The sequence below is a fragment of the Pelistega sp. MC2 genome, from assembly GCF_900099475.1.
In the GTDB taxonomy this organism is placed as follows: Bacteria; Pseudomonadota; Gammaproteobacteria; order Burkholderiales; family Burkholderiaceae_B; genus Taylorella; species Taylorella indica.
Genome location: NZ_LT628276.1, coordinates 1 through 13,151 on the forward strand (window position 1 = coordinate 1; position 13,151 = coordinate 13,151).

General features: G+C 41.7%; 15 protein-coding genes and 1 pseudogene. 1 reads left to right on the forward strand and 15 read right to left on the reverse strand.

The window, feature by feature from the left end; all coding sequences use genetic code 11:
* The 14 genes and pseudogenes from BQ4443_RS12345 to BQ4443_RS10455 all read right to left on the reverse strand — a co-directional run.
* The coding region (locus BQ4443_RS12345; protein ID WP_143000602.1) for a helix-turn-helix domain-containing protein at positions 1–114 on the reverse strand (114 nt) is incomplete at its 3' end.
* 180 nt (positions 115–294) lie between these two features.
* A pseudogene (locus tag BQ4443_RS12255) lies at positions 295–498 on the reverse strand (transposase domain-containing protein); the annotation flags it as partial.
* A 183-nt stretch (positions 499–681) separates the two neighbouring features.
* Positions 682–1,239 carry an IS66 family transposase gene (locus BQ4443_RS10400; protein WP_071058994.1) on the reverse strand — a complete coding sequence of 186 codons (558 nt, stop codon included), beginning with the start codon at positions 1,237–1,239 and terminating at the stop codon, positions 682–684.
* An 81-nt stretch (positions 1,240–1,320) separates the two neighbouring features.
* Positions 1,321–2,079 carry an IS66 family transposase gene (locus tag BQ4443_RS10405; RefSeq protein WP_256331008.1) on the reverse strand — a complete coding sequence of 253 codons (759 nt, stop codon included), beginning with the start codon at positions 2,077–2,079 and terminating at the stop codon, positions 1,321–1,323.
* Between the two features lie 99 nt (positions 2,080–2,178).
* Positions 2,179–2,616, reverse strand: a complete 438-nt coding sequence (locus BQ4443_RS10410) for a F0F1 ATP synthase subunit epsilon (protein WP_023953100.1) — start codon at positions 2,614–2,616, stop codon at positions 2,179–2,181.
* 12 nt (positions 2,617–2,628) lie between these two features.
* Positions 2,629–4,029, reverse strand: a complete 1,401-nt coding sequence (atpD, locus tag BQ4443_RS10415; protein ID WP_023953098.1) for a F0F1 ATP synthase subunit beta — start codon at positions 4,027–4,029, stop codon at positions 2,629–2,631.
* A 42-nt stretch (positions 4,030–4,071) separates the two neighbouring features.
* Positions 4,072–4,980: a F0F1 ATP synthase subunit gamma gene (atpG, locus tag BQ4443_RS10420; protein WP_071058996.1), complete on the reverse strand. Its 909-nt coding sequence runs from the start codon at positions 4,978–4,980 to the stop codon at positions 4,072–4,074.
* Between the two features lie 67 nt (positions 4,981–5,047).
* Positions 5,048–6,589: a F0F1 ATP synthase subunit alpha gene (gene atpA, locus BQ4443_RS10425; protein WP_023953094.1), complete on the reverse strand. Its 1,542-nt coding sequence runs from the start codon at positions 6,587–6,589 to the stop codon at positions 5,048–5,050.
* Positions 6,590–6,625: 36 nt separating this feature from the next.
* Complete coding sequence (locus BQ4443_RS10430) at positions 6,626–7,165, reverse strand: F0F1 ATP synthase subunit delta (RefSeq protein WP_023953092.1); 540 nt, start codon at positions 7,163–7,165, stop codon at positions 6,626–6,628.
* Positions 7,166–7,177: 12 nt separating this feature from the next.
* Positions 7,178–7,648, reverse strand: a complete 471-nt coding sequence (locus BQ4443_RS10435) for a F0F1 ATP synthase subunit B (RefSeq protein WP_023953090.1) — start codon at positions 7,646–7,648, stop codon at positions 7,178–7,180.
* Between the two features lie 152 nt (positions 7,649–7,800).
* Complete coding sequence (gene atpE / locus BQ4443_RS10440) at positions 7,801–8,043, reverse strand: F0F1 ATP synthase subunit C (protein ID WP_023953087.1); 243 nt, start codon at positions 8,041–8,043, stop codon at positions 7,801–7,803.
* Between the two features lie 130 nt (positions 8,044–8,173).
* On the reverse strand, positions 8,174–9,061 hold the full coding sequence (atpB, locus tag BQ4443_RS10445; protein WP_071058998.1) for a F0F1 ATP synthase subunit A: 888 nt from the start codon (positions 9,059–9,061) through the stop codon (positions 8,174–8,176).
* Between the two features lie 59 nt (positions 9,062–9,120).
* Positions 9,121–9,531, reverse strand: a complete 411-nt coding sequence (locus tag BQ4443_RS10450; protein WP_023953085.1) for an ATP synthase subunit I — start codon at positions 9,529–9,531, stop codon at positions 9,121–9,123.
* A gap of 145 nt (positions 9,532–9,676) precedes the next feature.
* Positions 9,677–10,456 (reverse strand): enoyl-CoA hydratase, encoded by a 780-nt coding sequence (locus BQ4443_RS10455; RefSeq protein ID WP_023953084.1) that lies wholly within the window; start codon positions 10,454–10,456, stop codon positions 9,677–9,679.
* 154 nt (positions 10,457–10,610) lie between these two features.
* Between BQ4443_RS10455 and BQ4443_RS10460 the strand changes: the two genes are divergently transcribed.
* Entirely contained in the window at positions 10,611–12,371 is a 1,761-nt protein-coding gene (locus BQ4443_RS10460) for a M61 family metallopeptidase (protein ID WP_071059000.1), read from the forward strand.
* A gap of 31 nt (positions 12,372–12,402) precedes the next feature.
* On the opposite strand, the gene BQ4443_RS10465 is transcribed toward BQ4443_RS10460, so the two are convergent.
* Complete coding sequence (locus BQ4443_RS10465) at positions 12,403–13,146, reverse strand: HesA/MoeB/ThiF family protein (protein WP_071059002.1); 744 nt, start codon at positions 13,144–13,146, stop codon at positions 12,403–12,405.
* Positions 13,147–13,151 lie beyond the last annotated feature (5 nt).

The following is a 13,151-nucleotide window of genomic DNA, read 5'->3' on the forward strand; positions in this document are numbered from 1 at the left end:
TGTATCCCTCGATACGCCCATAATTTTGCATGCTTGCGACACATTTTTTAATTGCTCTGCTAAATTAAGCAGTCCTGCTTTATGTTTAATCACATTATTGGTAGTATGTAACATGAGAGTTTCCTTTTGTTTGTTTAAAAGATTCGCACCTCTTATTCAAACGGGAAACTCTCTTTTTGCAACTCATTTGTCAGATTTGGTCTGAACTTCTACATATTAAAGTAAGCGTCCGGTGAACTCCGATTGACTTCCGTTTTTAAACGTTCAATGCCCCGATTTTGTCGGGGCATTGTGTTAATTCTTGGTGTCGTTTGGCGCTTGCCAACGATGAGGCAGAAGCTCAGTAATGTCCTTCGCTTTCTGTGTCGGCAATCGTTCCAACACATCCTTAAGGTAAGCATAAGGGTCATGGCCATTGAGCTTAGCCGATTGAATTAACGACATCACCGCAGCCGCACGTCGACCCGCTTTCTCTGAACCTACAAAGAGCCAATTCTTGNGCGTCTTAAGATCGCCAACTCCATCTTCACTTGTTCGTAAGCGCTCAGAACACGACGATAGGCCAGATCCTTTTCTTCCACCTGTGCTGCTTTTTTTACAATCAATGCGTCTTGTTGAGCAATTAAGGCTTGTTGTTGCAGCACGAGTTCGCGCAACTGCTCAGCAGTTAACTGGGATAAATCAGAGGAAAGAAAAGCAAAAGAATTCGGCATAAGACGTAGTATGCCTTATGCCGATAAAANTCGCGAGTGGACGTATCAAATTCTCTACCGCATTATTATCCATCGGCAGTTGAGCGTCTTCCAAGAGGCGCGTCAAGGCAAGCCAATTGTTCAGGCTGTAACGAATGGCTTTGGCGATCGCCGAGTTCGGCGGCACCAGCTCAAACTGACTACGCAACCACCTTTCTAATTGCTTAAGTGCCGGCTCCATGTGGCGTTGTCGATGGGCTAATCGCTCCGGTGGACTTAAGTTCCTGGCCTCGGCCTCGTAGTGATAAAGTCGTTGGATTTGTTGTAAGGCCTGTTCAGCCACTGAGCTGCCGTTGGCTTGGTAAGTATCGTGGAATTTGCGACGCGCATGCGCCCAACATCCCCCCTCAATCACTTGCTCATCGGCAAAGAGGGCTTTATAACCGGCGTAATCATCACACATCAGACTACCGCGCCAATCGCCTAAGAATTCGCGGGCATGAGCGCCTGAGCGACCTGGCTTAAAGTCATAAATCACCGCTTTCATCTGCTCANGTAAGCGTCCGGTGAACTCCGATTGACTTCCGTTTTTAAATGTTCAATGCCCCGATTTTGTCGGGGCATTGTGTTAATTCTTGGTGTCGTTTGGCGCTTGCCAACGATGAGGCAGAAGCTCAGCAATGTCCTTCGCTTTCTGTGTCGGCAATCGTTCCAACACATCCTTAAGGTAAGCATAAGGGTCATGGCCATTGAGCTTAGCCGATTGAATTAACGACATCACCGCAGCCGCACGTCGACCCGCTTTCTCTGAACCTACAAAGAGCCAATTCTTGCGACCAATCGCGAGTGGACGTATCAAATTCTCTACCGCATTATTATCCATCGGCAGTTGAGCGTCTTCCAAGAGGCGCGTCAAGGCAAGCCAATTGTTCAGGCTGTAACGAATGGCTTTGGCGATCGCCGAGTTCGGCGGCACCAGCTCAAACTGACTACGCAACCACCTTTCTAATTGCTTAAGTGCCGGCTCCATGTGGCGTTGTCGATGGGCTAATCGCTCCGGTGGACTTAAGTTCCTGGCCTCGGCCTCGTAGTGATAAAGTCGTTGGATTTGTTGTAAGGCCTGTTCAGCCACTGAGCTGCCGTTGGCTTGGTAAATATCGTGGAATTTGCGACGCGCATGCGCCCAACATCCCCCCTCAATCACTTGCTCATCGGCAAAGAGGGCTTTATAACCGGCGTAATCATCACACATCAGACTACCGCGCCAATCGCCTAAGAATTCGCGGGCATGAGCGCCTGAGCGACCTGGCTTAAAGTCATANCATGTGTTCACCGGACGCTTACCACAAAACCTTAGTGTCGCGCAATTTAGCAGGAATGAATACATGTATTCACCGGACGCTTACTTAAATATCACCATAAACAAAACCCACATCCATTCAACACAGATGTGGGTTTGTACAATTAAATGCAACAATTACACTAATTATTGATGATGGCGTTGTTTACTTTTTGCATAGTGACGAGCCACTTGTGCTTGCGCCGCTAACATAGCCAATTCAGCTTCAACAACAGCAATTTCTTCTTTAGTCTTAGCATTACGACGAGACTCTTCAGCTTTTTCTCGAGCAGCTAACGCTTTAGCTTCATCAAGATCAGCACCACGAATCGCCGTATCAGCTAACACAGTTACTGCATATGGTTGAACCTCTAAAAGACCACCAGCCACAAAAACTAGTTCTTCCGAACCATCCACATGAACAATTTTTACTTGCCCTGGACGAATACGTGAAATCAGTGGCGTATGACCTGGAAGAATACCTAATTCACCAGATTCACCAGGTAGAACAATCATCTTTGCCTCACCAGAAAAGATAGATTCTTCTACACTGACCACGTCAACTTTAATTGATTTAGTCGACATACTTAATCCTTATTATAAGGTTTTAGCTTTCTCAAAGGCTTCGTCAATTGAACCAACCATGTAGAAGGCTTGTTCTGGTAATGCATCACACTCACCTTCAACAATCATTTTGAAACCACGGATTGTTTCAGAAAGTGGAACATATTTACCAGGAGAACCAGTAAATACTTCAGCAACGTGGAACGGTTGTGATAAGAAACGTTGAATCTTACGAGCACGTGCCACCGCTTGTTTATCTTCTGGAGATAACTCATCCATACCAAGAATAGCGATAATATCGCGTAATTCTTTATAACGTTGTAGTGTTTGTTGAACAGCACGAGCTACGTTATAGTGCTCTTCACCTACTACGTGTGGGTCTAACTGACGGCTAGTTGAATCTAGAGGGTCAACCGCTGGATAAATACCTAAAGAAGCAATATCACGTGACAATACCACAGTAGAGTCTAAGTGTAAGAACGTTGTTGCTGGAGATGGGTCTGTTAAGTCATCCGCAGGTACATAAACCGCTTGGATAGACGTAATAGAACCAGTCTTAGTTGATGTAATACGCTCTTGTAATACACCCATCTCCTCTGCTAGTGTTGGTTGGTAACCTACAGCAGATGGCATACGACCTAACAGTGCTGATACCTCAGTACCTGCAAGTGTATAACGATAGATATTATCTACGAAGAATAAAATGTCACGACCTTCGTCACGGAATTTTTCAGCCATGGTCAAACCAGTCAAGGCAACACGTAAACGGTTTCCTGGTGGTTCGTTCATTTGACCAAATACCATCGCTACCTTGTCAAGTACGTTAGACTCTTCCATTTCGTGGTAGAAGTCATTACCTTCACGAGTACGCTCACCAACACCTGCGAATACAGATAAACCTGAATGTTGCTTAGCGATGTTATTAATTAATTCCATCATGTTTACGGTTTTACCTACACCGGCACCACCGAATAGACCTACTTTACCACCTTTAGCGAATGGGCAAACTAAGTCAATTACTTTAATACCTGTTTCTAACAGTTCAACAGATGGTGATAATTCATCAAACTTAGGAGCTGCTTGGTGAATACTACGTTTCTCTTCGTGAGCGATTGGACCAGCCTCATCAATTGGGCGGCCTAATACGTCCATAATACGACCAAGTGTACCGTTACCTACTGGCACAGAGATTGGTGCATTAGTACGCTCTACTGACATACCACGACGTAAACCGTCGCTTGAACCAAGTGCAATTGTACGTACAACACCGTCACCAAGTTGTTGTTGTACTTCTAATGTTAAACCTTTTTCAGCATATCCACTTTCATTGGTGTCTGCTAGAACAAGTGCTTCATAAATATGAGGCATATTGTCGCGTGGGAACTGAATATCCACCACGGCGCCGATGCACTGAACGATGGTTCCGTTACTCATGTTGTTTCCTTACTGTTAACGCTATGAAAGTAACCGTACGGACTAAACCGCAGCGGCTCCTCCCACGATTTCTGAAATTTCTTTGGTAATTGCCGCTTGACGTGTTTTGTTGTACACCAATTGTAAATCACCAATAACCTTTTTAGCATTGTCTGATGCAGCCTTCATCGCTACCATACGAGCAGATTGCTCAGACGCCATATTCTCGGCTACTGCTTGATATACCACACCCTCAACATAGCGGTGTAGCAAACTATCAATAACCTCTTTTGCTCCTGGTTCAAAAATATAATCCCAGCTATATTCTTGTTTTGAACCTTCGTCTGCCACTAAACTACCCGCCTCTGTGTTAAACGGATCAGGCAAACCATCAGGTAATGGTAGCAAACGAACAAAAGTAGGAACTTGACGCATTGTATTAACGAAATCACTCGTCGCAATGTACAAGGCATCAATTTTGCCATTGATGTAGTCATCAAGCTGCACTTTTAGTGCACCGATTAATAATTCTAAATTTGGTTTATCACCAAGATTTACTTGCTGAGAAACTAAGTTCACACCTAAACGAGTAAGGAAGCCAACACCTTTGTTTCCAAAAGCCGTTGCTTGAACGCTAATTCCTTTTGCATTAAATTCCTTTAAGCGATTTAATACTAAACGAGTAATGTTTGTATTTAAACCACCGCATAAACCTTTATCTGTGGTTACCAGCACGATACCAACGCTCTTAACCTCTTTACGCTCTTCCAAATATGGGTGAGTGTAATCAGGGTTCGTCATCATCATGTGCATGGCAATCTCACGTACTTTTTCCGTGTATGGACGACCAGCACGCATTCTATCTTGCGCTTTACGCATTTTAGATGCTGCTACCATTTCCATCGCTTTTGTGATCTTACGTGTATTTTGTACACTTTTGATCTTAGTACGGATTTCCTTAATTCCAGCCATGTCGCTTTCCTAGGAGATTGCTAACCTAGGCATACCTAATTACTTAGGTATGCCCCACCTTGAGTCTTTAGAAAGAGCTCGATTTTTTGAAGTTCGCTAAAATATCTTTTAACGCCGCTTCATCATCTTTTGAAAGCTCTTTTGTGCTCTCGATGCGATCTACTAAGTCAGCGTGATTGTGTCTTAGTTCGTCTTTTAACGTTTTCTCGAAAGCCAATACATTGCTCACCTCTACGTCATCTAGGTAACCATTATTCACTGCATATAGTGATACAGCAAGTTCCCAAACTTTTTGTGGCTCGTATTGAGGTTGTTTTAATAATTCAACCACACGTTTACCACGTTCTAGTTGACGGCGAGTAGCTTCATCAAGATCTGATGCGAATTGAGCGAATGCCGCTAACTCTCTATACTGAGCTAAGTCAGTACGGATACCACCAGAAAGTTTTTTAACAACTTTAGTTTGTGCTGCACCACCTACACGAGAAACCGAAATACCCGCGTTAATCGCTGGACGTACACCTGCGTTAAATAAGTCTGTTTCTAGGAAGATTTGACCGTCAGTAATAGAAATCACGTTTGTCGGTACGAAAGCAGAAACGTCACCAGCTTGTGTTTCAATAATTGGCAACGCTGTTAGTGAGCCTGTTTTGCCAGTAACTTCACCATTAGTGAATTTTTCTACATATTCAGCATTTACACGAGCAGCACGCTCTAATAAACGAGAGTGTAAGTAGAATACGTCACCAGGATACGCTTCACGTCCAGGTGGGCGACGTAATAATAATGATACTTGACGATATGCCCATGCTTGTTTTGTTAAATCGTCATAAACGATTAGAGCGTCTTCACCACGATCGCGGAAGTATTCACCCATTGTACAACCAGCATAAGCAGCTAAGTATTGCATTGCTGCAGAATCAGATGCAGCAGCAGCAACAACAATTGTATACTCAAGAGCACCATGCTCTTCTAACTTACGCACAACGTTGTTGATTGTAGAAGCTTTTTGACCAATCGCAACATACACGCATTTAACACCTGTACCTTTCTGATTGATAATAGCGTCAACAGCAACAGCTGTTTTACCTGTTTGACGGTCACCAATAATCAACTCACGTTGCCCACGACCAATAGGTACCATAGAGTCAATAGACTTAATACCTGTTTGCATTGGTTGTGATACTGATTGACGCGCAATAACGCCTGGCGCTACTTTTTCAATAATATCTGTTTGTTTTGCGTTGATAGGTCCTTTACCATCAATTGGTTGACCTAATGTATTTACCACACGACCTAAAAGTTCTGGACCAACAGGCACTTCTAAAATACGACCTGTTGTTTTAACTGAGTCACCTTCAGATACGCCAGTGTAATCGCCTAGAATAACCGCACCAACTGAGTCGCGCTCTAAGTTAAGAGCTAGACCAAACACGTTGTTTGGAAATTCAAGCATTTCACCTTGCATCACATCTGATAGACCATGGATACGTGTAATACCGTCGGTTACTGAAACTACAGTACCCTGTGTACGAACATCGGCAGAAGCACCCAAGCCTTCGATTCGGCTTTTTAGCAATTCGCTGATTTCTGACGGATTGAGTTGCATATTCAAGACTCCTGAAATCCTGTTATTCTATGGCGCTTATTGAGCTGCCAATGTATCGCGCAAACGTATTAATTGTGCTTGCACGGATGTATCTAATACCTGATCACCCACGGTAACGCGTACGCCACCGATAATTGAGTTATCTACTGTTACTTCGGGCTTAAGTTTAACACCAAATTTTTTCTCTAAACCCACTAATAATTCATTAACTTGCTCATCACTTAATGCATAAGCACTAACGATTTTTGCAATAGCAGAACCTTCATGGCGATTTTTCAAAACCTCAAATTGCTCTGCGATCTCGGGTAAAGTGATTACTCGATCATTTTCGACTAATAGATCGATAAAATTTGATGCATCTGCTGGCATAGCACTTTTCACTAAACCAAGCAATAAGTCCTTGCGCTGCACCTTAGATAATCGTGGGTCAGTCATCACTTCTCTAACATCTTCATTTGAAGATATCTGAGCTAGTTCATTCAATGCAGTAGACCATTGCGAAATGGTATTTTTCGCACTAGCAGCCTCATACAAGGCTTCAGCATATGGACGAGCAATTGTTGATAATTCAGCCATGATGATCCTAGATTAAAGCTGTGCTTTAAGTTGATTTAACAACTCAGCATGGGTTTTTGCATCGACTTCACGACGAAGAATTTGCTCTGCACCTTTAACGGCAAGAGCAGCTACTTCATCACGTAAGCTACCACGTAAACGTTCTATCTCTAATTCAGCATCTTGTTTTGCTTGAGCTAGAATACGAGCACGTTCTGCTTCCGCTTCTTCGCGAGCAGCACTCACAATAGAAGTCGCTTGTTTCTCAGCTTCGACTAATCTTGATTGATTATCAGCTTTGGCTGATTGCTCAATTTGACTAATACGAGCTTGTGCTTGGGCCAAATCAGACTTACCTTTATCGGCAGCCGCTAAGCCTTCAGCAATTTTTTGTCGACGATCGTCAATTGCCTTGATTAGCGGAGGCCACACAAATTTCATTGTGAACCAAGCTAAGATGAAAAAGACAATCATCTGGAAAAAGAGCGTCGCGTTTAAATTCACGGTCGTTTCCCTTTTGCTATTGTTAAGGTGCCACTAGCACGCAACACCTGGAATTCTCTTACTGAATTGAGTGGGATGAGGACTTTTTTAGTCCTACATCACTTCATCCAGTTCACTAACCACCAAACTGATGGTAAATTTCTTGCTAGTTATTAAGCACCAAATGGGCTAGCAAACGCAAATAACATCGCAATACCAACACCGATTAGGAACGCAGCGTCGATAAGACCAGCTAACAAGAACATTTTAGTTTGTAATGCATTCATCAACTCTGGTTGACGAGCAGAAGCTTCTAAATATTTGCCTCCCATGATTCCGATACCGATGCACGCACCGATAGCACCTAAACCAATAATAAAAGCGCAAGCAAGAGCTACGAAAGCTGATGTGGCCATAACAACTCCTTGTGGTAATGAACCTAAATAAAAAAGATGAAAAAACTACTTAAATTAACTAAGACAATCAATAAATCGCCTTACCGAAGAGCCTATAGACAAAGAATACCCCGTCTATAGGCACAAACCTTTAGTGACCCTCATGCGCCTGGCCTAAATAGACCAGTGTAAGCATCATAAAAATGAATGCTTGCAACAAGATAATCAAAATATGGAAAATAGCCCAGATTGATCCCGCTAACACGTGCCCCACGCCCAAGCTAAGACTCAATGCATTAAAGCCAGTCCACGCACCACCCAACAAGGCAATAAGCATGAACACCAATTCACCCGCGAACATGTTACCAAAAAGTCGCATACCTAACGAAACGGTTTTTGCAGCATATTCAATCAAATTTAATAAAAAGTTAGCTGGAACTAATAAGATAGCGCCCACACCATGAGCATGGAATGGCGCAGTAAACAATTCTTTAACAAAATGACCACCACCTTTTACTTTGATACCATAGTAAAAAGAAAGAAGCAAAATACATAAAGACATGCCTAACGGAATATTTAAATCCGCTGTAGGAAGAATACGATGATAATACAAAGGACCATGATGATGGTGATCACCAGCTAGCCCAATCCATGAGAATACTTGAACCAACAAATCCACCGGAACCAAGTCCAGCGCATTCATAGCAACAATCCATAAGAACACTGTTAACGCCAATGGAGCAATAAATTTGCGAGACTCTGCGTTATTGACAATGCTTTTTGCTTGATCAGCAACCATTTCAACAACCATTTCAACACCAGCTTGGAATCTACCTGGAACACCATTAGTTGCTTTACGAGCAGCCAAATAAAGCACAAAAATAACAACTAATCCAGTAGCAATAGACCAAAACAAAGAGTCATAGTTAATAATACCAAAATCAGCAATATTGGTTTGCTTCTCACCTACATTATTAAAATGTACTAAATGGTGCTGAATATAATACTGCTGTGGTGATACGCCTTCTGCTGCAGCCATTTGCCCTATTCCCCCAAAGACCAATCTCTTAAAGACCAAAGATAAATTTTTAACCTTGCTTATATCTTGCGAAACATAAGCAACAATACATATGCTTTCATGACCGAAATCAAACCAAGCAACAACGCCGGCCAAACAATAAAACCAGCAGCAAACTTTGCCAGCAATACTAGTAACAGAATGGTACCAACAATTTTTATGCCCTCAGCAATAAAAAGCGTACCAGCTGATGCATCTGCATTTGCATATAACCGCATCAACATCCTCACTACCACTAATGCTGTTGGAATGAAATACGCCATCCCACCCGCAAAAGCCGATAACATAGGCAACTTACCTGAAATTAGCCCAGCCAACAGAGACACCACAATCAGCAAAGCTAATTGTGCCATCAGTATCTGCACCAGCCCTTTTGCTGCATGTGCATTCATACGAATGCGTTCTTCTGTGCTTAGCTTTACGGCTGTCAAACCAGATTCCTATGTTAACGCCTGCGTTTATTTGATCACAAAATCAATACATTAAGTGTCAAATAAGTTACACTTGATTCAAAAACTCAATCTTGTAGAGTATAGCCTGTTTCGGCCTCAAAAGCAAATATTTCAAGTAATTTCGTTACATATTTTTGAAGTTTGGCGCACGTTTTTCTACAAATGCTGACATCCCTTCTTTTTGATCCTCTAAGGCAAATGTTGCATGAAATACACGACGCTCATAAGCTAAGCCTTGCTCCAAGGTTGTTTCTAGTGCCGCATTAACACATTGCTTGGCCATCATTAGTACTGGCGAAGAGAAATTTGCCATACCGTCAGCAATCTTGATAACCTCATCCAAGAAATTCTCATTAGGCAATATCCTTGCAACTAAACCAGCACTTTCGGCTTCTTGAGCATCCATAAAACGACCTGTTAACACCAAGTCCATTGCCTTAGCTTTACCTACGGCACGAGTAAGCCGTTGAGTACCACCAAGACCAGGAATCGTACCTAGCTTAATTTCTGGCTGACCAAATTTGGCGTTTTCAGCAGCATAAATCAAATCACACATCATGGCTAATTCACAACCACCACCTAGCGCATACCCTGAGACAGCAGCGATAACGGGCTTACGAATGCTAGTCTTCATTGTCTCCCAGAAGCCACCAATATAATCAGATTTGTAAACATCCATATATGACCATTTTTGCATCGCCGAAATATCAGCACCTGCAGCAAATGCTTTTTCACTACCTGTTAGCACAATAACATGTACGTTTTCATTTTTCTCTAATGCTAACAACTCATTACTTAGGGCAAGCATAATGTCATTATTTAATGCATTTAGCACTTTAGGACGATTAAGCGTAAGAATACCTACCTTACCTTGGATAGTTGAGAGTACTAACTGTTCTGACATAATGGCCTCCGATAATTTATACACCACAAAAAGTAAACTATTTTAAATATAAATCAACAATTATTATCCCGAAAAGCATTTGACTATGCAATTAGTGAAATTCAGGATATATTCATAATATATAACCATTTTAACGATATCTTTTTTAGAAGAAATTCACATGAAAGACATTTTGTACCGTATTTTTCCTGCCGATGTAGCTGGACACCTTTTTTCTATTGAAATCCACATTAAAAAACCTGAAAAAAATGGTCAAATTCTTAGTTTGCCCACCTGGATTCCTGGTTCATATTTAGTGCGTGATTTTTCTCGTCATATTCAAAAACTCACCGCTCGTACCGATAAAAAAGTTCTGGATATTACCAAGTTAGATAACCATAGCTGGCAAATCGAAAGCACTAAGCATCCCATCACTATCTCTTATCTCGTCTATGCATGGGACTTATCTGTACGTGCTGCTCATTTAGATGAAACTCATGGTTTTTTTAATGGTAGTAGTGTGTTTTTACAAGTACATGGACAAGAAGACTCTCCTTGTTATCTGGATATTAATCCTCCTACCCACCGTCAAGACTGGAAAGTCTATACCAGCCTCCCAGAGGCAAATAAAGAAAAAGGGGGAGCAAAACATCATGGCTTTGGTTTATATGTTGCCCCAAATTACGATGCCTTAATTGACCACCCCGTCGAAATGGGGACGCCGCAGGTTATCAGTTTTGTTGTCTGTGGTGCTCGTCACGAAATGGTCTTTACGGGAATTATCCCAAATGTAGACTTAGAACGAATTGCGAGAGATACAGCCAAAATTTGTGAGTATCAAATTAAATTCTTTGAGCCTAAAACACTTCAAGCTCCCTTTTTAGACAGTAGTGACCGTTATGTATTTATGACGATGGTGACAGGAACAGATTATGGTGGACTGGAGCATCGCTCAAGCACGGCCTTAGTTGCCTCTCGTGGCGATTTGCCAGTTATTGGAAAAGAAGACATGACTGATGGTTATTGCCAATTCTTGGGTTTAATTAGTCATGAGTATTTCCACACATGGAATGTCAAACGCATAAAACCACAACGCTTTGCTCCCTACAATCTCACACAAGCGACTCCAACACCGCTATTATGGATTTTTGAAGGCTTTACTTCTTATTACGATGACTTAGTGCTCTTACGCACAGGCATCATTGATGAAACACGCTATTTAAGCCTACTCCAAAAAACGATTAACTCAGTATATACAAGTCCTGGGCGTTTAAAACAAAGTGTCGCTGAGAGCTCTTTTGACGCATGGACCAAATACTACAAGCAAGATGAAAATTCACTTAACGCCATTATCAGTTATTACACGAAAGGATCGCTAGTGGCACTAGGGTTAGACTTACTGATTCGGCATAAAACAGAAAGCAAAAAATCTCTTGATGACTTTATGCGTTTACTCTGGAAGAAATATGGACGTGACTTCTATAAAAAAGCCACGCAAAAAGGGTTAAAAGAAGAAAACGTCATTGATTTAATTCATGAAGCAACAGGAGTAAATACACAATCTTTCGTTCAACGCTATGCACTTGGAACAGAAGATATTCCATTAGATACTCTTTGGTCACCATTTAAAGTCGAACTTCAAAAAGCAAACATAGATGACAACAGCCTACAAATAAAGACCAAAAATATCAATGGTCAATGCCAAATTACACATGTCATTGAAGGGGGTAATGCCCATGTAGCTGGATTATCTGCCGGAGATATTTTGGTAGCTATTGATCATATCCGTGTTGATGGACAAAATCTAGATACATTACTCAAACGATATCGCCCAGATGATACCCTAGATATCCATGTTTTTAGACGCGATGAATTAAGACATTTTAAATGTACATTACTCACTAAAGATAGTAAGTTTATACTTAAAAAACTTTAAGCTATCACATTATTAAGCACATCAAGAACACTTATTGACACACAGTACAATAAGTGTTCTTTTTTATATCGAGATAGCGCCAATTACTTGTTTTGGCATTGAAAATGGCTAATTTCCCAACTAGCGTATCACCCTCGCCAATCAACAGTTTAATAGCTTCCACCGCTTGCATACTGCCGATTACACCCAATAATGGTGAGAAAACGCCTAATGTCGCACAATTATCAGGGGCTAGATTATCTTCAGGATCAAATAGACAGGCATAGCAAGGACTCGTAGGTTCCCTAAAATCAAAACTAGTTACCATACCTTCCCACTTTATGGCTGCTCCAGCGACTAATGGCTTTTTTAAGTCAACACAAATTTTATTAAGTACCTGACGAGTATTATAGTTATCACTACAATCCAAAACTAAATCCACCCCTTCTATCAGTGCCGTTATTTCATCTACAGATGGTCTATCAGGAAAAGTTTTTATTTGAACTAAAGGATTAAGTGCTAATAACGTTTGACGAGCAGAGTCAACTTTTTTTAAGCCTATATTGTCAGTTTTATGAATAATTTGACGCTGTAAATTACTTAATTCTACGTTATCATCATCAACCAACGTCAAATGCCCCACTCCAGCAGCGGCTAAATACATGGCAACTGGTGACCCCAAACCACCAAGCCCCAATATCAACACTTTGCTATTAGTTAAACGCTCTTGCCCTTCAAACCCAAAACCGTCCAACATGAGGTGACGTGCATAGCGCAACATGAACTCATCATTCATTTTTG